Genomic DNA, 20,693 nt, shown 5'->3' with positions numbered 1-20,693 from the left:
TGCTATGCCGCGTCAGGGTTTGCCTGAGCGGCGGGCACGTCTGAGACCAACGGGGCGGCTGTTTTGCGCGGGGCGGCCTTTTTTGCTGCTGCTTTGACAGCGGGCTTGACCGCTGGCTTGACCGCTGGCTTGGCAGCCGGCTTGGCAGCTGGTGCGGCAGGTGCCTTTGCCGCAGTTGCTGGCTTGGCAGCGGCCTTAGCCGTGCTCTTGGCTGAGGGTTTGGCCGGGCTGAGCTTTTGCACGCTGGCGTTGAGGGCGTCAATGCGGGCGATCAGCGCATTGATGTCTTTGGCAGACGGCACGCCCATCTTGTTGAGCACTTTGGCCACGCGGTCTTCAAAAATACTCTCCAGCTTGTCCCACTGGCCCGAAGCCTTGCTGGAAATATCAGTGGCCATGTTGGTCATCTTTTGTGTGGCTTCGTTGATTCTGTCTTCCGCAGCCGATTGAGTTTTGCGCTGGAAGCTCACGCCTTCTTTTACCAAGGCCTCAAATGCCTTGGTGCCCTCGGTCTGGGCTTTGGTAAAGGCACCCAGGCCGGCTTGCCAGATTTGTTGGGCGGAGTCTTTCACCGAACTGCTAAGCGGATTGCCCGCTTTTTTGGCCGTGGCTTTTTTGCCAGGGGCAGCCTTTTTGCTGGCGGCAGGTTTTTTGACGGGGGTGGCTTTGGTAGATTTGGTGAGTTTGGTGACCATGATGTACTCCGGTAAAGAGGAAGGAAAAGAAACACTGGACAGGCTGCACGGAAGGGGTTCGCGGTGCATGGGGTGACACTTTAGGGCTCAAACGGTGCAAGGTGTAGGTGCCGCTGACTAAATAGAGGGCGGCAATAGCGCCGGGCACGCGGGTTTATGCTGAAGCCCCAGGCCCGTTTTTCAGACAAAAATATGGGCTACTTTGGGAGACAGTTATGCGCTATTTTGTGACAGGGGCCACCGGGTTTATCGGCAAGCGGTTGGTGAAGAAGCTGCTGCAGCGCAAGGGTGCGGTGGTGTACTGCCTGGTTCGCCCCGGCAGCAGCGACAAGGTGAAAGCGCTGCGTGAGTTTTGCAACGCCAGCGCCGCCCGGCTGGTACCGGTGGTCGGCGATTTGACGACCCCCAAACTGGGCGTCTCCAGCAGCGACTTGAAGCATCTCAACGGCCAGATTGACCATTTTTACCATCTGGCCGCCATCTACGACCTGGGTGCCGAAGCTGAGCAACAAATCGCAGTGAACATTGATGGCACACGCAACACGGTGCAACTGGCCCAGGCGTTGCAGGCCGGGCACTTTCACCATGTGTCCTCGATTGCGGCGGCGGGTTTGTATGAAGGCGTGTTCCGCGAAGACATGTTCGATGAGGCTGAAAACTACCAACACCCGTATTTCATGACCAAGCATGAAAGCGAAAAAATTGTTCGCCAGGAATGCAAACTGCCCTGGTCGGTCTACCGCCCGGCAATGGTGGTGGGCGACAGCCAAACCGGCGAGATGGACAAGATTGACGGGCCGTATTACTTCTTCAAGCTGATTCAGCGCATGCGCCAGCTGCTGCCCCCGTGGATGCCCTCCATTGGCCTGGAAGGCGGGCGCATCAACATCGTGCCGGTGGACTTTGTGGTGGATGCGCTCGCCGTTATCAGCCACCAGAAAGACATCACCAGCAAGTGCTACCACCTGGTGGACCCGGTGGGCTACCGCGTAGGTGATGTGCTGGACATTTTCAGCAAAGCGGCGCACGCGCCCAAGATGAACCTGTTTGTCAATGCGGCCCTGCTCGGCTTTATTCCGCGCAGCGTAACCAAAGGCCTGATGGCGCTGGCACCAGTGCGCCGGGTGCGCAACGCCATCCTGACCGACCTGGGCCTGCCGCAAGACATGCTCACCTTTGTCAACTACCCCACGCGATTTGACTGCCGCGAAACGCTGGCAGCGCTCAAAGGCAGCGGTGTGCACTGCCCCAACCTCAAAGACTATGCCTGGCGGCTGTGGGACTACTGGGAGCGCCACCTCGACCCCGCGTTGCACATTGACCACACCCTGAAGGGCACGGTGGCTGGCAAGGTGGTGCTGATCACTGGTGGTAGTTCAGGTATTGGATTGGCTGCAGCCCACAAGTTTGCTGAGGCGGGTGCTATTACTTTGATCTGCGGTCGAGATCAAGACAAGCTCGACGCCGCCTGCGCCGAAGCCAATGCAAAGGGTTACTGCTTCATCGCCTACGCGGTGGACATTGCCGACCAGCAAGCCTGTGAAGCCTTTGTGCAGCGGGTGACGCAAGAACATGGCGGCGCAGACTTCCTTGTCAACAACGCCGGGCGCTCCATACGCCGCGCCATCGAGTCCAGCTACGACCGCTTTCACGACTACGAGCGCACCATGCAGCTCAACTACTTTGGCAGCCTGCGCGTCACCATGGGCTTTTTGCCCGGTATGGTCGCCAAGCACAAGGGCCATGTGGTCAACATCAGCTCAATCGGTGTGCTGACCAACGCACCACGTTTCAGTGCCTATGTGGCCAGCAAAGCCGCGCTGGACGCCTGGACGCGCTGTGCCAGCAGCGAATTTGCCGACCAGGGCATCAGCTTCACCACCATCAACATGCCGCTGGTGCGCACCCCCATGATTGCGCCCACCGGGCTTTACAACAACGTGCCCACGCTCAGCCCCAAAGAAGCCGCCGACATGATTGCGCAGGCCTGCATCTTCAAGCCGGTGCGTATCGCCACCCGGCTGGGCATTTTTGGCCAGCTGCTGCACGCCCTGGTGCCCCGCGTGGCGCAGATCACCATGAACACCACGTTCAGAATGTTTGCGGATTCGACCGCTGCAAAGGGGGCCAAACCTGGGGACAAGCCACCCAAGCAAAAACTGTCTGCCGAGGCGGTGGCGCTGCAGCAGATGATGCAGGGAATTCATTTTTAACAGCAGTTAGACTCGCGGCTCTGTTATGGGAGCCTCACGAATGAATGAAGTTGTCGATGAAGCCGCTGATGAAATCAGTCTGCTGGACTTGTTGTTGGTGGTGGCGGACAACCTCAAGCTGCTGATTTTGGGGCCACTGCTGATTGGGGTGTTGGCGCTGGGTGGAGCCTATTTGCTGCCGCAGAAGTACACCAGTCAAGCCATACTGGCATTGCCAACGCCAACGCCAACGCCAACGCCAACGCCAACGCCAACGCCAACGCAAACGCCAACGCCGCAGCAAGCGGCGGCATTGCTGGTGTCGCCCTTGGTGCTTGACCCAGTGATTGCGTCTTTGCAATTAACTGAGGGTGAATCATTGCAGGTGGCGCGCCTGCGGGTGGCCGGCCAAATCAAAGCCGCAGTGGGCAAAGACAATTTGCTGCGTCTAGATGTCACGGCACCAACTTCGCAGAATGCTCAGGCACTGGCCAATGCGGTGATTGACACTTGGCTCAAGAGCACGGTACCCGGTGAAAAATACCGTGCAGACCTTGAAAAGCGCTTGAGCTACGCTAACGCCTCCCTGGAGGCCGTCACGCGACTGATCACCACGCGCCTAGATGTCGGCGGCGGCAGCTACCCCAGCCAGTCACAAACCCGTGGCGACGCCGGCACCACGCTGGTGGCCTTGGGTGAATTGCAGGCGCGCTATTTGAACGAAGTGCTGAGCATTCCGCGTGAGCTTGAAGGCTTGAGCCGCGATGTGGTCAAGCAGCCGCCCACCCTGCCCACCGAGCCAGCATCCAACAAAAAAGCCCTGATTGCCATCTTGGCGGCTCTGGCGGGCGGTTTTGTGCTGCTGCTGTGGGCGTTCATGCGCAACGCTTGGCGCAACGCCGCGCAAGACCCGGTGCTGGCCGAAAAGCAACAGCGTTTGGCAGCAGCGTTTGGCTGGCGCAAGTGACAGCCCCTGGCAGCCCCTAACCTTGCCGTGTTGGTATTTTTCTTGCCCGATAAACATCGCTTTTGCTGTAGACGGAGGTGGCGTCATTGGTTGTCAACATACTTCCAAAATAGTAGCTGCTGGCGCTTATATTTATTGGGCTAGAGCCTGATTTCATCAATAAACTGTTCGACATGACCATTGATCCCACCATCTACATCGCCGGCCATCGGGGCATGGTGGGCTCAGCCATCGGGCGCCAACTCTTGGCGGCTGGCCATACGCCTGAGTCGATCATCAGCCGCACCCATACTGAGCTGGACCTGACTAACTACGCGGCCGTGCGCGCGTTCTTCGCCGCTGAAAAGCCCAACCAGGTCTACCTGGCCGCCGCCAAGGTAGGTGGCATTCATGCCAACAGCACCTACCCAGCTGATTTCATCTACCAAAACCTGATGATGCAGGCCAACGTGATTGATGCTGCCTTCCAAAATGGCGTGCAAAAGCTGCTGTTATTTGGGGTCAAGCTGCATCTACCCGCGTGACGTGCCGCAGCCCACGCGGGAAGACGCGCTTCTGACCGGCCAGTTGGAGCCCACCAACGAGCCCTATGCCATTGCCAAAATTGCCGGCATCAAACTCTGCGAGTCCTATAACCGCCAGTACGGCGCTAGCCACGGCGTGGACTACCGCAGCGTCATGCCCACCCATTTGTATGGTCCTGGCGACAACTACCACCCACAAAACAGCCACGTCATTCCCGCATTGATTCGCCGCTTTCATGAGGCCAAGGTGTCTGGTGCGCCATCGGTCGCCATTTGGGGCAGCGGCACACCCAAGCGCGAATTTCTGTATGTGGACGACATGGCGGCAGCTAGTGTGTTCGTCATGAAACTGCCAAAGACCGTGTACGAGCAGCACACCAGCCCCATGCAAAGCCACATCAACGTAGGTTTTGGCAGCGACCATCACCATTGCCGACCTGGCACGCACCCCGGTTGGCCTGCTCAGCACCCAGCGGGGCAGAAAACGACCGTAGCGACATTGATTTGTTGATCATTGGTGACCCTACATTTGGTGATGCTGTCAACGCTTTGTACGACGCTCAAAGCACCCTGTGCCGCGAAATCAATCCCAAAGTCGCCCTCATTACCGGCATCACCGGCCAAGACGGCTCCTACCTTGCTGAACTCAACTACACCGAATGGCGTCGCACTGGCCTGCCAGCGAACTTGGCAAAAGCTGAAATGGCCCAACACAAAGGCATCATCCTCGCCGGCGGCTCCGGCACCCGTGCTAGCATCCGCGTTCATCAAATGAACCAGCCACAACTCTCACCCCTCCACGAAGAAACCCACCTCAAGGTCTTGCGCCTGCTGGAGGGCAACCCGCGTTTGAGCCAACGCGAGGTGAGTGAGGCGCTAGGGGTGAGTCTGGGCAAAACCAACTTTTGCTTTAAAGCCCTGGTCGACAAGGGCTTGATCAAAGTGCAAAGCTTTCGCAAGAGCCAAAACAAGCTGGCCTACGCCTACCTGCTTACCCCCGTCGGCATCGCTGAAAAAAGCGCCCTTACTGCGCGCTTTCTGAAACGCAAAATGGTGGAGTATGAGCACCTGCAAGCTGAAATTGCGGTGCTGCAGCTTGAAGTGAGTGGCGAACCAGCCAGCGAAAAACCATGAACAAGTCAGCCACCATTTACGTTGCTGGCCACCGAGGCATGGTTGGCTCAGCCATCGTGCGCCAACTGCTGGGCGCTGGTTATGCGCCTGAGTCCATCATCACCCGCACCCATGCCGAGCTAGACCTCACCAACCAGGCCGCAGTGCGCAATTTCTTTGCTGCTGAAAAGCCCAGCCAGGTTTACCTAGCCGCCGCCAAGGTAGGCGGCATTCACGCCAACAACACCTACCCGGCGGACTTCATTTATCAAAACCTGATGATGCAGGCCAACGTGATTGACGCAGCCTTTCAAAACGGCGTGCAAAAGTTGCTGTTTTTAGGCTCAAGCTGTATCTACCCACGCCAAGCCCCACAGCCCATGGCAGAGAATGCATTGCTCACCGGCCCGCTTGAGCCCACCAACGAGCCCTATGCCATTGCCAAAATTGCCGGCATCAAGCTCTGCGAAAGCTACAACCGCCAGTACGGCGCTAGCCACGGCGTGAACTACCGCAGCGTCATGCCCACCAACCTCTATGGCCCTGGCGACAACTACCACCCACAAAACAGCCACGTCATCCCCGCATTGATTCGCCGCTTTCATGAGGCCAAGGTGTCTGATGCGCCATCGGTCGCCATTTGGGGCAGTGGTACACCCAAGCGCGAATTTCTGTATGTGGACGACATGGCCGCTGCCAGTGTGTTTGTCATGAACCTGCCCAAAGCCACCTATGAGCAGCACACCAGCCCCATGCAAAGCCACATCAATGTGGGTTTTGGCAGCGACATCACGATTGCTGAACTGGCCAGATCGGTAGGCCAGGTGATCGGCTACCAGGGCGACATCGACTTTGACAGCACCAAGCCAGATGGCACCCCGCGCAAGCTCATGGACAGCAATCGCATCAATGCGCTGGGTTGGCAGGCAAAAGTAAATTTGCATGACGGTTTGGGACTGGCCTACCAAGATTTCCTGCATCAAACAGGCTGCTAGCCCCCGTTGAATATGCGCAACAAGCTATCAAAAACGAAGTGAAATGACCACCTCCAAGTCGATCATCCAAGACACCGCTGTAGCCTCTACACGGCTGGCCTTTGATCGGCTGCTTCTTGCCGGTGAGTCGCAAACGCTGGAGTTTAAAGCCAGCTTTGATAAAGCGACGGTTGAATCGTTGGTGGCCTTTGCCAACGCGCAAGGTGGCACAGTGCTGGTTGGTGTGACCGATTCTGGCCGCGTGCAAGGCATCACCTTGGGCAAAGAAAGCCTCAATGAATGGCTGGTACAAATCAAATCATCCACCAGCCCATCCATCATCCCCGACCTGCAGGTGCACCAACTCGACGGCAAAACGATCGTTGCGATAGACATTGCTGAATTTCCGGTTAAGCCCGTTAGCACCAAAGGTCGGTACTACAAACGTGTGGCCAGTTCGAACCAGGCGCTCAACGCCAACCAAATTAGCGACCTTTACATGCAGTCGCTGCAACTCTCGTGGGACGCCTACCCGGCGCATCACGCCAGAGTTGATGATCTTTCGCCTATCAAAATCGAACGGTTTGTGAGCCAAGTTAACGCCGGTGGCCGCTTTGCGCTTGATGCCGCAACCCCCATGCAGGCGCTTGAAAAGCTCAACTACGTCCAGCAGGGGCAGCCCACCTGGGCGGCCATGCTGCTATTTGCCCAGGAGCCATTGCGGCACCACATTCACATTGGCCGCTTCAAAACGCCCGACATAATCATTGACGACCGTCAGATCACCGACACCTTGTTTGAGGCGGTTGACCAGGCGATGAAGTTCATCATTTCATACATCGCCGTTGCCTTTGAATTTGATGGCAGCATCCAGCGTAAAGAGCGCTTTGCCTACCCCCTGCCCGCCCTGCGCGAGGCACTGCTCAATGCCGTGGTGCATCGCGACTACACCGATGGCTCGGACATCCAAATCAAAATATTCGACAAGCAAATTACCATCTTCAGCCCCGGCACCTTCTACGGCAAGCTGACCGTGGCAGACGTTCAAGCCGATAACTACCGGTCTAGCCTGCGTAACAAACTGATTGCCGAAGGTTTTTATCTAACCCATGCTATCGAAAAATACGGCAGCGGCTTCATCCGCATACGCAAAGCCTTGCTCGAATACCCTGAAGTTGAATTTACCGTTGAAGAAAAATTTGGTGGTGTCGTAGCAACCTTCACTCAAACTCGGTCACAGCCAGAGTCACAGCCAGAGTCACAGCCAGAGTCACAGCCAGAGTCCGCTTCCTCACTCGAAGCCCGCGTCTTGGCGTTGCTCATCCGCGGCCCCATGGGTAAGCGCGAAATCTCCGCGGCGCTGGGCCAAAAGGAAGTGTCGGGTCAACTGAACAAAGTCATACGCGCACTGCAGGTCGCTGGCCTGATCGCAGGTACCCTGCCGCATAAACCCGGTAGCCGCTTGCAACAATACCGTCTTAAGTCCTCAGAATAAAATGAACCCCCAAACCACCCCCAAAGTAGCTTTAATCACCGGCATCACCGGCCAAGACGGCTCCTACCTGGCCGAATTTCTGCTGGAAAAAGGCTACACCGTGCACGGCATCAAGCGCCGGGCTTCCAGCTTTAACACCGCCCGCGTGGACCACATCTACCAAGACCCGCATGTGGACAACGCCCGCTTCAAGCTGCATTACGGCGACTTGAGCGACAGCAGCAACCTCACGCGCATCATCCAAGAAACCCAGCCGGATGAAATCTATAACCTGGGTGCCCAAAGCCACGTGGCCGTGAGCTTTGAGAGCCCTGAATACACCGCCGACGTGGACGGCATGGGTACCCTGCGCATGCTGGAAGCCATTCGCATACTGGGGCTGGAGAAAAAAACCCGCTTTTACCAAGCCAGTACCAGCGAGCTTTATGGCCTGGTGCAAGAAACCCCGCAACGCGAAACCACACCGTTTTACCCCCGCAGCCCCTACGCCGTGGCCAAGCTTTACGCCTACTGGATATGCGTCAACTACCGCGAGGCCTATGGCATGTATGCCTGCAACGGCATTTTGTTTAACCACGAAAGCCCGCGCCGGGGCGAAACCTTTGTCACCCGCAAAATCACCCGGGGTATGGCCAACATCAGCCAAGGCCTGGAGAGCTGCCTGTACATGGGCAACATCGACGCCCTGCGCGACTGGGGCCACGCCAATGACCTGGCGCAGGCCAAGCAACACGCGCTGCTCAAGGCGAATGGGTATGTGGTGAATGTGAGTGTCGAATAGGGCTCTAGCCCTTGCTAACACTGTGCAAGCAGCTATTTAAAACGAAGTAAACGACAAGTGCCAAGTCAGCAACCAAGGCGCCAACATGCGACTAGACGATAAAACCCGTGACATCATCAAAAACGAGGTTGCCAGCCAGCTTGGTGCCCAAGCCGTTGTTCGCCTGTTTGGTAGCCGCGTGGACGATGCGCAGCGTGGAGGCGACATTGATCTGCTGATTAAGCCCCATCAAGCGCTTGTGAGCCGTATCCAGGCTGAATGCCGCTTGGCGGCACGTCTGTTTATCAGGCTTGGCGGGCGCAAGGTTGACGTGCTGATCAAAGATCCACTCAAGCCGACACAGGCCATTTATGAACAAGCACTACGCCACGGAATCATCTTATGACGACGCCACAAGACAGCCAATTTATGGTGGCGCAGTTGCTGCAGATCACAGAAAAAGAAGCGCACTACCTTGAACGAACGACGACACGGCTCCAAAGCCAGAACCTTGATCTTGCTTGGGTCAAGTCACTTGAAGACAGCGATGAGCACAGCGAAATGCTGGACGCATTTGTTTCTCGCTACAGCCGCCTGCAAGACTCCTTGGGCGACAAACTCCTGCGTGCATTGTTGAGCGCCAATCTAGAAAAAACTGGTTCGCAGCTTGACAACCTGCTGCGCGCCGAGAAACTAGGCTGGATCGAATCGACCCAGGCCTGGATTGAGCTTCGGGAGTTAAGGAATCGACTGGTGCACGAACACATGGCGTCGGCAGACGACCTTCTGGATGCGCTGCTACAAGCCTTGAACGGCGTTCATATTCTGATCGAAACCCAAGTACGGATGGCGGCTAACACCCGTAAAGAAATCGAATTGAAAACAGGGAAACCTGTTATCAGTGCCAAAAATGCCAAGCGACTCAAATAACACCATGACAGTCACCTCCACCCAACGCAAAGGCATCATCCTAGACGGCGGCTCCGGCACCCGGCTATACCCTGTCACCATGGCAGTCTCCAAGCAACTGCTGCCGGTGTACGACAAGCCGATGATCTATTACCCTCTCACCACGCTGATGCTGGCCGGGATCAAAGACATCCTGATCATCTCCACCCCGCAAGACACGCCGCGGTTTCAGGAGTTGCTGGGCGCCGGCAGCCAGTGGGGCATCAACCTCAGCCAGGCCGTGCAGCCCAGCCCGGACGGCCTGGCGCAAGCCTTCATCATTGGCCGCAACTTTGTTGGCAGCTCGCCATCGGCACTGATTCTGGGCGACAACATCTATTTCGGCCACGACTTTGAAGCCCAACTGCGCGCCACGACTGAACGCCAAGAAGGCTCCACCGTGTTTGCCCACCACGTTTACGTTCACGATCCTGATCGTTATGGCGTGGTCGAATTTGATGCCCAGCGCCGCGCCGTCAGCATCGAAGAAAGGCCCACGGCACCGAAGTCAAACTACGCCGTCACCGGCCTGTATTTTTACGACAACCAGGTCTGCGACATTGCCGCCAACATCAAACCCTCAAACCGTGGCGAGCTTGAGATTACCGACGTCAACCGTGTCTACCTGCAGCAGGGCCAGCTCAACGTCGAACTCATGGGCCGCGGCATGGCCTGGCTAGACACCGGCACGCACGAATCATTGCTGGAAGCCGGGCAATTTATTGCCACCATCGAAAACCGCCAGGGCTTAAAAGTAGCCTGCCCAGAAGAGATTGCCTACCGCAAAGGCTACATCGATGCCGCCCAACTCGATTTGCTTGCGCAGCCGCTCAAAAAGAACGGCTACGGGCGCTACCTGCTGCAGATCCTCTCAAACAAAGTGTTTTAAACATGAACGTCATTGCCACCGCCATCCCCGACGTCCTCGTCATCGAACCCAAAGTGTTCGGCGATGCTCGTGGCTTTTTCTTTGAAAGCTTCAACCAAAAAGCCTTCAACGAGGCTACCGGCCTGAACGTGAACTTTGTGCAAGACAACCATAGCCGCAGCGCCAAGGGCGTGCTGCGCGGCCTGCACTACCAAGTGCAGCAGCCACAAGGAAAGCTCGTGCGCGTGGTGCGCGGCGCGGTGTTTGATGTGGCGGTGGACATCCGCAAGGGGTCACCCACATTTGGCAAGTGGGAGGGCATTAAGTTGACCGAAGACAACCACAAGCAGTTGTGGGTGCCGCCTGGGTTTGCGCATGGGTTTGTGGTGCTGACTGAGTCGGCGGACTTTTTATACAAAACCACTGATTACTACGCACCCGAACATGAGCGATGTATTGCCTGGGACGATCCAGCCATCGGCATTAAATGGCCTTTGTCAACACATCCTAACTTGTCAACCAAAGACCAGCAGGGCCTCGCGCTGCGCGATGCGGCGCCATTTTGACACCTAGATTTTTTCGATATGCACATTGACCCAACCGACCAAAATATTGCCGCCAGTCAGCCCCGCACTTGGCTGGTCACCGGTGCCGCAGGTTTCATCGGCATGCACACTACCCAGCGCCTGCTGGCGCGGGGCGACCGCGTTATTGGGCTGGACAATCTGAACGACTACTACGACGTGTCCCTCAAGAAGGCCCGTCTGGCGCAGCTGCAGGCACACGCCAACTTCAACTTTCACCAACTTGATGTAGCTGACCGCCAAGGCATAGCCCTGCTGTTTGGACAGCAAAAACCCCAGCGTGTTATCCATCTGGCGGCCCAGGCCGGCGTGCGCTATTCCATCACCAACCCCCACGCCTACATTGACTCCAACCTACAGGGCTTCATCAACATACTGGAAGGCTGCCGCAACAGCGGGGTAGAGCACCTGGTGTATGCCAGCAGCTCCAGCGTGTATGGCGGCAATACGGCGCTGCCGTTTAGCGAGCATCACAACGTCGACCATCCGGTAAGCCTGTATGCGGCCACAAAAAAGGCCAACGAGCTTATGGCCCACACCTACAGCCACCTGTTTGGTCTGCCCACCACTGGGCTGCGCTTCTTTACCGTGTACGGTCCCTGGGGCCGGCCCGACATGGCGCTTTTTTTGTTTACCAAAGCCATGCTCGCTGGCCAGCCAATTGATATCTTCAACAACGGCAACATGGTGCGCGACTTTACTTACATAGATGACATTGTTGAGGGCGTGATCCGCGTGGCCGACAAGCCCGCCACCCCCAACCCGGCCTTTGACTCTGCCAACCCAGACCCTGCCACCAGCAGCGTCCCCTACCGCGTGTTCAATATCGGCAACAACCAACCGACCCCGCTGATGGAATACATCCACGCCCTGGAAAGTGCGCTGGGCATCACCGCCCAAAAGAACTACCTGCCCATGCAAAGTGGCGATGTGCCAGCCACGGCCGCCAATACTGACGAACTGCATGCGTGGATTGGCTTTAAACCCAACACCCCGGTAGTGCAGGGCGTGGCCAACTTTGTGCGTTGGTATCGCAGCCATTTCAAACTTTGAACTAACCGCAACACGCTCACTCCAATGAAAATCTCCATTTTTGGCACCGGCTATGTAGGTTTGGTCACCGGCGCATGCTTGGCTGAGGTAGGCCACGACGTCTTGTGCATGGACGTAGATCAGGCCAAGATCGACAAGCTACAAGCTGGCGTCATCCCCATCTGGGAGCCGGGCCTTGACGCAATAGTCGCCCGCAACGTGCAAGAGGGTCGACTGCACTTCACCACTGACGCAGCGCAGACTGTGCAGCACGGCTTGGTACAGTTCAACGCCGTAGGCACCCCGCCCGATGAAGATGGCAGCGCAGACCTGCAATATGTATTGGCCGTGGCACAGAGCATTGCCACCCACATGACTGACTACCGCGTCATCGTCAACAAATCCACCGTGCCGGTGGGCACTGCTGATAAAGTTAAAGCGCAAATGGCACAGGTGCTGTCAGAGCGCGGTCAAACAATTGACTTTGACGTTGTCTCCAATCCCGAATTTTTGAAAGAAGGCGCAGCGGTAGGTGACTTTTTAAAGCCCGACCGCATCATCATCGGCATAGATACTGGCACCGGTCCCGCGGCCAACGAACGCGCCTGCGCCCTGATGCGCGAGCTGTATGAGCCCTTTAACCGCAACCATGACCGCACCTTGTTTATGGATGTGCGCAGCGCAGAACTCACCAAATACGCGGCTAATGCCATGCTCGCCACCAAAATTAGTTTCATGAACGAAGTAGCCAATATGGCTGAGTTGCTGGGCGCTGACATTGAGGAAGTGCGCAAAGGCATAGGTGCCGACCCGCGCATCGGCTACCACTTTATCTACCCCGGCTGTGGCTACGGTGGCAGTTGCTTTCCCAAAGACGTGCAAGCCCTGGCCCGTACGGCAGAGAAAATTGGCTACAAAGCGGAGCTGTTGCAGGCGGTTGAGGCCGTCAACAACCGCCAAAAAACCACCCTATTTACCAAACTGGCTGCACACTTTGATGGCGAAGCTTCCTTGCGTGGAAAAACCATCGCCGTGTGGGGTCTGGCCTTTAAACCCAACACCGACGACATGCGCGCGGCACCCAGTCGCACGCTAATGGATGCCTTGTGGCAAGCCGGTGCCAAAGTGCAAGCCTTTGACCCTGTGGCCATGCCAGAAGCGCAGCGCATCTATGGCAACAACCCTGGTTTGACCCTGTTCCCCGACAAATATGCGGCCTTGCAGAATGCAGCCGCGCTGGTCATTTGCACAGAGTGGCAGCAGTTTCGAGCCCCCGACTTCGCTGAAATGGAAACGCGCATGTGCGGCAAAGTCATCGTGGACGGCCGCAACTTGTATCAACCACAAAAGCTGCTGTCGGATGGGTGGCACTATCTTTCTGTCGGGCGAGTGGCCTTATCAGGCGTGCCAGCGTTGGATGTTGCAGCATGAGCCCAAGCGGCGCGCCTGCTGGGTTACGTCCCTGTAGCGCTTTGGCCGACGGCATTACCCAAACCAAGCCATCTACCCAGCAAAAAGTATTGCCTTATATATGTTGTAGGTTTTGTGTTACCGATGCAAGCAGAGATAAAAACAATAGTGATTAAGTTCCTGGCAACTCCAATAAAGATGAATCAATCACCAATGAACCAGCCGTTTATTCACCCAATGTCGGACGTCCAGTCCACCGTCATCGGCACGGGCACACGTGTTTGGCAGTATGTTGTTATGCTGCCTGGTGCCAAGATCGGGCGGGATACCAACATCTGCTCACACTGCCTGATCGAGAACGACGTGGTGGTAGGCGACCGCGTCACCATCAAGAGTGGTGTCCAGCTTTGGGACGGTTTGCGCGTAGGTAACGATGTATTCATAGGCCCCAACGCATCGTTTACTAACGACAGGTTTCCACGCAGTCGGCAAAAGCCAGAGGAATTTCTCGTAACCACCATCCACGATGGCGCATCCATCGGTGCGGGTGCTGTGATCTTACCGGGTGTAGTTATTGGCCGCAAAGCCATGGTGGCAGCTGGGGCCGTGGTCACGCGATCCGTGCCGCCTAATGCGGTGGTAGTAGGTAACCCAGCAAAGATCGTAGGCTATGTGGATGCTGCACGGGGCACTGTTGTCGACACTGCGTCGACCAAGCTTGTGGTGGGTGTTACATCTACTCGTGTCGAGGGCGTTAACCTCCATCAAATGACTCGTGTAGCCGACATTCGCGGCAGCCTCACAGTTGGCGAGTTTGACCGCAGCATTCCGTTTCCGGCCAAACGCTATTTCATGGTGTTCGACGTGCCTAGTGTGGAAACACGTGGCGAGCACGCGCACCGCGAATGCCATCAATTCTTGATTTGTGTGCGTGGCAGTTGCGCGGTGGTGGCCGATGACGGAGTAAACCGCCAGGAGTTCCTGCTCGACCGGCCTGATGTAGGCATTCATCTGCCACCCATGGTGTGGGGCATTCAATACAAGTACTCGGCAAATGCCGTGCTATTGGTGTTTGCATCGCACTACTACGACGGTGCGGACTACATTCGCGATTATTCAGAATTCTGTCAAATTGCAGGAGCGACAACTTGATCCCCTTTCTTGACTTAAAAGCCCCGTATTTAGAACTCAAACAAGAACTGGACGAGGCCATTGCCCGTGTCGTCAGCTCCGGTTGGTTCATTGGCGGGGGTGAGGTCGATCAGTTTGAGGCTGAATACGCCACGTACTGCGGTGCGGCCCACGCGGTAGGCGTAGCCAACGGCTTGGATGCCCTGCACCTGGCCCTGCGCGCCATGGCCGTGGGACCGGGCGACGAAGTCATCGTCCCCAGCAATACCTATATCGCCACTTGGCTGGCCGTCAGCCAATGCGGAGCCATGCCGGTACCGGTTGAGCCCGATGCGCGCACCTTCAATATCAACCCAGCGTTGATTGAAGCGGCCATCACCCCGCGCACCAAAGTCATCCTGCCCGTGCACCTGTACGGCCAGCCTGCCGACATGGACCCGATCTTGTCCATTGCGCGCAAGCACGGACTGCGCGTGCTTGAAGACGGCGCACAAGCACACGGCGCACGCTACAAAGGCCAACGCCTGGGCGCACATGGCGATGCTGTCACGTGGAGCTTTTATCCCGGCAAAAATCTGGGCGCCATGGGTGACGGTGGTGCAGTGACGACCAATGATCCGCAAATAGCCGACCGAATCCGTGTGCTGCGTAACTATGGTTCGCGGGTGAAGTACGTTAACGAGATGCAGGGCTACAACAGCCGCCTTGACCCACTGCAAGCGGCAATTTTGCGCGTCAAACTCGCCCACCTTGACGCATGGAATGCCCGCCGCACTGATGTTGCACAGCGCTACCAGCAAGGCTTGGCCAACTGCGGTCTGACCTTACCTTATGTGCTCGACTGGGCCGAGCCTGTCTGGCACCTGTATGTGGTGCAACACCCCCAACGCGATGCCTTGCAGCAGGCATTGACCGATGCTGGAGTGGGCACGCTGATTCATTACCCTATTCCCCCACATCTGCAACGTGCATATGCGCACGCCAACAGGGCGCAGGGGTCTTTTCCATTGGCCGAGCGCATGGCTGATGATGTGCTCAGCCTGCCCATGGGGCCAGCAATGTTTGGTCCGGATATCACGCACGTGATGCAGTCTGTACGAACAGCACTATCGAAAATAGAGAATCAATGAGCTTAGTCAAAACAAGCCTGCTTAACGGGATCTCCGTAGCGATAAAAATTGCAAGCGGCATAGTACTGAACAAAATACTAGCAGTGTATGTTGGCCCCACCGGCTATGCAATTATTGGTCAATTTCAGAATGCGGTTTCTATCTTGGCGAGTCTTGCTGGTGGACTTCTAGCCCAGGGTGTCACCAAGATTACAGCTCAGCATTTCGATGATGAAGCTAAGCAGCACAAGGTATGGCAAACCGCAATGTTGTTCTCTCTAGTTGCTGCACTATTTGCTGGCTTTGCTTTGTTGTTGACGCGCGATTGGATATCCGAATGGCTGTTGCATCGGCCAGATATGTCCAGCTTATTTGTCTGGATAGCTCTATTTTTACCTGCAATGGCTGCGAATAACTTGTTGCTAGCCATCGTAAATGGCAAAAAAGAAGTTGGCATTTATGTTATTGCCAATATAACGGGAAGTCTTTTCAGCCTGTTCGTAACTGGCTTGCTTACCTATAGTTTTGGATTGTATGGTGCCCTGCTGGCTTTTACCATCAATCCAGCAATCGTGTTAATGTCAACCGCAGTGATGGTCACCCGGTGTCATTGGTTTAAAGTGCGTTTTCTTATGGGGAAGATTGATCAGCCCGCAGTACGCGAGCTATCTGGCTTTGCCATCATGGGAATCACATCCGCGATGGTTGTGCCGATTAGCTATATGTTGATCCGCGACTACCTGGCAAGTCATCTCAGCTTGACAGAAGCAGGTTATTGGCAAGCAACTTGGAATATCAGTGGCATATTCGTCATGATGGCAACCTCAACCTTGTCTGTTTATTACTTGCCTAGACTTGCCGCAATTCGTACCGCAACAGAACTGAAAGCGGAAATCTTCAAGGTTTATCGTTTTGTTATGCCTGTCGTAACTATTGGCGCATTGACTATTTATCTGCTCAGGGATTTCATTATTCGCACTTTATTTACTGAAGATTTCAACCCGATGCGCGAGCTTTTTGCCTGGCAATTGCTAGGAGATGTATTAAAAATCGGATCATGGATACTTGGATATATTTTGGTTGGCAGGGCAATGGTTAAAGCTTTTGTTATTTCGGAAATAATATTTTCTACTTTCTTTTTAGGCTTTAGTTGGTTGTTAATTAATCAATTTGGCCTCGTTGGTGTGACTATGGCATACGCGATTAATTACTTGCTGCACTGGGGTGCGATGGCGTACTTGGCGATATTTGAAATAAAAAAAATGAAACAACATGCGTAATAATAAGCGAAGCTTTTATTCTCGGATAGTACGCAGATTTAAATTATTTATGCTTGTTATTTATCAAAAAATTCGTGTATTAAAATACAGAATTCTTTCGGATTCACAAAGTTTCAATAGCTTAGCACACTGTCATCAACCAGTGCTGATGACAGGCCTTGGAAAAATTAGCCTTGGTAAATGTAACTTGGGAGTTTGGCCTTCCCCGTATTATTTAAGTGGCTACATACACATAGAGGCGCGTGATATTGAATCAGAAGTAGTGATCGAAGATGGTGTTTGGATAAGTAATAATGCTTGTATTATTGCTGAGCGTACAAGAGTGAAGATTGGAAAAAATACTATTATTGGAACAGATTTTACTGTCTACGACTCCGACTTTCATGAGACACATCCTACCAAACGATTTAGTGGTCAGCATCAAACATCCGCTGTTGAAATTGGTGAAAATGTGTTTATAGGCTCCCGCGTAACTGTACTTAAAGGTGTGAAAATTGGTGATAATTGCGTTATTGCAAGCGGAGCCGTTGTGACACAAACAATGCCGTGTAACTGCGTAATTGCAGGGGTACCTGCAAGAGTGATTAAGCGATTGCAGTCAACCGACTGTTTCACTGATGATTTGCATTAAGAGGAAAATAAATGGATAACAACATGACTCAAATGCGACCAACAATATCTGTGGTAATTGCCACATACAACCGCGCAAAAATGGTGCGTGAGGCTGTACTGGCGGCTTGGGGGCAGACGTTAAAGCCAGATGAAATTGTAGTTAGCGACGACTGCTCTCCTGATAATACACTTGAAGTGTTACGCGAACTACAGAAAGAAATTCCAATTCTGAAAATTGTTGAAAATGCAAAAAATAGTGGAGGTGTGCCTAACTGGAATAGGGTTATAGAGGCATCGACGGGTGATCTAATTGCGTGGTGCTCAGATGATGACATGTTCACTCCAGATCATTTGGAGAATGCTTTAAAAGTATTTGTGTCTGACAAGACTGTTGACTTTCTCCATGCTGGATTTATTAACTCCAATTGCCGTGATGATGGAACCGCGGTGATAGAGAAATCACCCTTAAAAAGTAATGAGCCAATCGTTATTTCTGATAACTCGATAATCGAATACATGGCGAAGTATTTCAACTGGCCATTTCATCCATCAACATGGATATTTAAGAGGAAAGTTTGGATGAGTTGTGGCCCCTTTGATTCCAGTTACGAGTTGTCTGATACGGATTTCTTTATCAGAACGGGATTTAAACATAAACTAATTTATGCACCATATTATGGAGTAATTAATCGCCGACATTCAGGTAACTGGAGCAACAGAGTGGGTAGTGTAAATATGCACAGAGAGTTCAACGCAGCCATTAAAAATGCGTACATAGAAATACAGCGCAGGAAATTAGCATTAGGAATAAATAATTTTTCTTTGCTTGATCGGCAATTCAGAAAATGGAAAAATGCATATGGCCTGCGTGTACTTAGGATTTTTATTTCTAGATCGAGAGCTGGGTATTTTGAACAAGCCTCTGCTGCGGCCAAAGAAGTTAGAGACAACTTTGGATTGCTCACAACTATTCCGTCCTGGATCAGGCGGCTATTGGTTATAACCGTCATGAAGTCGCTGCATTTTGCGCAGAAATATTTCTTGGGCGGACTCGGTAAATACAATAATTTTGGCAAAGACTTTCCCGCGTAACAGGTGTGACTCTATGAACTTCGTATTGATTTTTCGTCGGCTAATAGGTAAAAAAGAGTGGCGGCAGTTCTATCTATATCGGTTATTGCATTTGAATGCAAAACGGGGTGAAGGTGGGGCTCTAAAATTTTTAGGTAAAACATTATTCTTTCACGACTTTGGGTCTTTTCTGGGCGCGTATTACGAAATATTTGCCAATGGAATTTATGATTTTGAATCATCAACAGAATCACCTGTGATTTTTGATGTTGGTGCAAATATTGGTTTGGCGACTATCTTCTTCAAACTGAAATACCCCAATGCAAAAATTATTGCAATTGAAGCTGATCCAAAAATTTACGCAGTATTGAAGAAAAATATAGAGAGCTTTGGTTTTGATAATGTAACTGTCCTGAATGTGGCTGCATGGACACACGATACGGAGATATTTTTTATGCAGGAAGGGGGGGACGGTGGGCGTGTTTCCGCTAGCGGTGTAGCTGTTCGGGCAGTTTCACTTTCAAATATGTTGTCCTCGCATAATCATATTGATTTCCTGAAGATCGATATCGAAGGAGGAGAGCGTCTTGTTTTTGAAACGATCAAGGATCAGCTTGTTAGTGTGCAAAATATATTTTGCGAATATCACAGTGAGCCAAATAATAGCCAAGACTTGGAAAAAATATTAGCTGGGCTTTCACATGCGGGTTTTAGGTACTACATAAAAACACTCTTTAGCCCTGCTTCACCGTATAAGAAAATAGAAGTGAGTTGTGGCTTCGATATGCAAGCCAATATATTTGGTACTCGGATTATTCCTAACTCTACCAAAGTTTCATTATCGTTAACTCCGGCGGCAATGTGAATAGCCAGAAAAATAGTGTTTATATGGATGGCCTATTTTACTTGGCACATCTATTAAATGCAGGCCTTGGTTTCTTGATATATTTAGATCCAATTTTATTTAAAAATTATGGCTGGTGGTTTGTCGCTGTTGGTATTTTGACGCTGGTTGTCTCGCTTGTTAAATTTAGCTATTCTGTTCTTTTTCAGGCGCGCTTGTTCTTACTTGTGACTATCGGTTATTTCGCAGGAATTGTTAAGGCAATTAATCCTGATCTCGCCTTTTCTCCTGTTGCAATTGATTCTCAAACTGCAGTGATCGGTGCAAAAATGTTTGCGTTAACATCTATTGCGCTATTTGGTGCCAGTGCAGGTTTCTTTTTTGCGTGGAAGAAGAAAAATAATACTAATTTAATGATCGCCGCTCAATCAATCAAGCCAGCCTATTGGAAAACTGTTTATTGGGTGTCCTCGCTGGGTGTATTGATCACGGGCTATCTTTCCGCCATCAGTTATGGCCCAACAGTCTTTGAGGGAGTTTATGGCACGGGTGAGGGACAAGGGCAATTACTTGGCAACCTCCAATCCATTGGTGTCGTCTGTCTTGTTTTATCTTTTGTTTCTGCAATTAGAGTTAAGAAAATTAATTACTTTATAGGTGTTTTATTCATCGCATTCTATTTTTTAGGTTGGGGAATATTGCTTCGGGGAGGACGTCTTGAAGTGTTATCAGGTCTACTCGCACTCTTTGTTGTGGTCCCAGCTACGCAGGGAAAAGTTGTCAAGTTAAGCGCGAAACATTTTTTCATAATTTTATTGCTGGCCATATTTATGGAGGTGTGGGGATCGTTACGATCTACACTTTTTACTGGCGCGACAGAAACTATTATTGAAGGTTATGTCCGTTTGGCGGAGTCTGGTGTTTATTTTGCCGGCACAATAAGCGCTATCGCTTCAACATTTGCTAACCTGTTGCACATGGTTGATACACATGTTGTTGGCTTTAGTTTTGGTGAAACATATTTTGATTACTTATTGCGTTCTCCACCGGAGTTTATTTACCCTAATAGACCACCTGATCTATC

At 53.0% G+C, this 20,693-nt stretch carries 19 protein-coding genes and 2 pseudogenes; 20 read left to right on the top strand and 1 reads right to left on the bottom strand.

All coding sequences use genetic code 11. The features are described from left to right. Nucleotides 1-2: 2 nt before the first annotated feature. Complete coding sequence (locus tag BLL52_RS02880) at nt 3-695, bottom strand: phasin family protein (protein WP_083633753.1); 693 nt, start codon at nt 693-695, stop codon at nt 3-5. A 215-nt stretch (nt 696-910) separates the two neighbouring features. Between BLL52_RS02880 and BLL52_RS02875 the strand changes: the two genes are divergently transcribed. From BLL52_RS02875 to BLL52_RS02780, 20 genes and pseudogenes are all read left to right on the top strand, one after another. After that, nucleotides 911-2,908 carry an SDR family oxidoreductase gene (locus tag BLL52_RS02875; RefSeq protein ID WP_075585230.1) on the top strand — a complete coding sequence of 666 codons (1,998 nt, stop codon included), beginning with the start codon at nt 911-913 and terminating at the stop codon, nt 2,906-2,908. Nucleotides 2,909-2,948: 40 nt separating this feature from the next. Beyond that, nucleotides 2,949-3,854, top strand: a complete 906-nt coding sequence (locus BLL52_RS02870; protein ID WP_075585229.1) for a Wzz/FepE/Etk N-terminal domain-containing protein — start codon at nt 2,949-2,951, stop codon at nt 3,852-3,854. A gap of 173 nt (nt 3,855-4,027) precedes the next feature. Further along, nucleotides 4,028-4,824: pseudogene (locus tag BLL52_RS02865) on the top strand (GDP-L-fucose synthase family protein); the annotation flags it as partial. Between the two features lie 58 nt (nt 4,825-4,882). Continuing rightward, complete coding sequence (locus BLL52_RS21815; RefSeq protein WP_241838970.1) at nt 4,883-5,512, top strand: MarR family EPS-associated transcriptional regulator; 630 nt, start codon at nt 4,883-4,885, stop codon at nt 5,510-5,512. Beyond that, complete coding sequence (gene fcl, locus BLL52_RS02855) at nt 5,509-6,486, top strand: GDP-L-fucose synthase (protein ID WP_075585228.1); 978 nt, start codon at nt 5,509-5,511, stop codon at nt 6,484-6,486. Before BLL52_RS21815 ends, fcl begins: the two co-directional genes overlap by 4 nt. A 43-nt stretch (nt 6,487-6,529) precedes the next feature. After that, nucleotides 6,530-7,960 carry an RNA-binding domain-containing protein gene (locus tag BLL52_RS02850; RefSeq protein WP_083633751.1) on the top strand — a complete coding sequence of 477 codons (1,431 nt, stop codon included), beginning with the start codon at nt 6,530-6,532 and terminating at the stop codon, nt 7,958-7,960. Nucleotide 7,961: 1 nt separating this feature from the next. Then, nucleotides 7,962-8,673: pseudogene (gmd, locus tag BLL52_RS02845) on the top strand (GDP-mannose 4,6-dehydratase); the annotation flags it as partial. Nucleotides 8,674-8,826: 153 nt separating this feature from the next. Next, nucleotides 8,827-9,126, top strand: coding sequence for a nucleotidyltransferase family protein (locus BLL52_RS02840; RefSeq protein ID WP_075585227.1), 300 nt, complete (start codon nt 8,827-8,829; stop codon nt 9,124-9,126). After that, nucleotides 9,123-9,650 (top strand): hypothetical protein, encoded by a 528-nt coding sequence (locus BLL52_RS02835; RefSeq protein ID WP_075585226.1) that lies wholly within the window; start codon nt 9,123-9,125, stop codon nt 9,648-9,650. Before BLL52_RS02840 ends, BLL52_RS02835 begins: the two co-directional genes overlap by 4 nt. A 4-nt stretch (nt 9,651-9,654) precedes the next feature. Further along, a complete protein-coding gene (gene rfbA, locus BLL52_RS02830; protein WP_075585225.1) occupies nt 9,655-10,557 on the top strand; it encodes a glucose-1-phosphate thymidylyltransferase RfbA in 903 nt (300 codons plus the stop codon). 2 nt (nt 10,558-10,559) lie between these two features. Beyond that, nucleotides 10,560-11,102, top strand: a complete 543-nt coding sequence (gene rfbC / locus BLL52_RS02825; RefSeq protein ID WP_075585224.1) for a dTDP-4-dehydrorhamnose 3,5-epimerase — start codon at nt 10,560-10,562, stop codon at nt 11,100-11,102. An 18-nt stretch (nt 11,103-11,120) separates the two neighbouring features. Beyond that, complete coding sequence (locus BLL52_RS02820; protein WP_075585223.1) at nt 11,121-12,173, top strand: NAD-dependent epimerase; 1,053 nt, start codon at nt 11,121-11,123, stop codon at nt 12,171-12,173. Nucleotides 12,174-12,197: 24 nt separating this feature from the next. Continuing rightward, nucleotides 12,198-13,583, top strand: coding sequence for a UDP-glucose dehydrogenase family protein (locus BLL52_RS02815; RefSeq protein WP_075585222.1), 1,386 nt, complete (start codon nt 12,198-12,200; stop codon nt 13,581-13,583). Between the two features lie 192 nt (nt 13,584-13,775). Further along, nucleotides 13,776-14,714: a WxcM-like domain-containing protein gene (locus BLL52_RS02810; protein ID WP_075585290.1), complete on the top strand. Its 939-nt coding sequence runs from the start codon at nt 13,776-13,778 to the stop codon at nt 14,712-14,714. Next, complete coding sequence (locus tag BLL52_RS02805; protein ID WP_075585221.1) at nt 14,711-15,823, top strand: DegT/DnrJ/EryC1/StrS family aminotransferase; 1,113 nt, start codon at nt 14,711-14,713, stop codon at nt 15,821-15,823. Before BLL52_RS02810 ends, BLL52_RS02805 begins: the two co-directional genes overlap by 4 nt. Beyond that, complete coding sequence (locus tag BLL52_RS02800) at nt 15,820-17,082, top strand: O-antigen translocase (RefSeq protein WP_075585220.1); 1,263 nt, start codon at nt 15,820-15,822, stop codon at nt 17,080-17,082. The genes BLL52_RS02805 and BLL52_RS02800 overlap by 4 nt, the downstream gene beginning before the upstream one ends. Nucleotides 17,083-17,131: 49 nt before the next feature. Beyond that, nucleotides 17,132-17,713, top strand: coding sequence for an acyltransferase (locus BLL52_RS02795; RefSeq protein WP_075585219.1), 582 nt, complete (start codon nt 17,132-17,134; stop codon nt 17,711-17,713). Between the two features lie 11 nt (nt 17,714-17,724). Then, nucleotides 17,725-18,786: a glycosyltransferase family 2 protein gene (locus BLL52_RS02790; RefSeq protein WP_075585218.1), complete on the top strand. Its 1,062-nt coding sequence runs from the start codon at nt 17,725-17,727 to the stop codon at nt 18,784-18,786. Between the two features lie 13 nt (nt 18,787-18,799). Continuing rightward, nucleotides 18,800-19,630 carry an FkbM family methyltransferase gene (locus BLL52_RS02785; protein ID WP_075585217.1) on the top strand — a complete coding sequence of 277 codons (831 nt, stop codon included), beginning with the start codon at nt 18,800-18,802 and terminating at the stop codon, nt 19,628-19,630. Next, nucleotides 19,627-20,693 (top strand): hypothetical protein (locus BLL52_RS02780; protein WP_139313285.1); only part of this gene is annotated, 1,067 nt, incomplete at its 3' end. The genes BLL52_RS02785 and BLL52_RS02780, both read left to right, overlap by 4 nt.

The organism is Rhodoferax antarcticus ANT.BR, from assembly GCF_001938565.1.
In the GTDB taxonomy this organism is placed as follows: domain Bacteria; phylum Pseudomonadota; class Gammaproteobacteria; order Burkholderiales; family Burkholderiaceae_C; genus Rhodoferax; species Rhodoferax antarcticus.
This window is presented reverse-complemented; position numbering and strand designations above follow the sequence as displayed.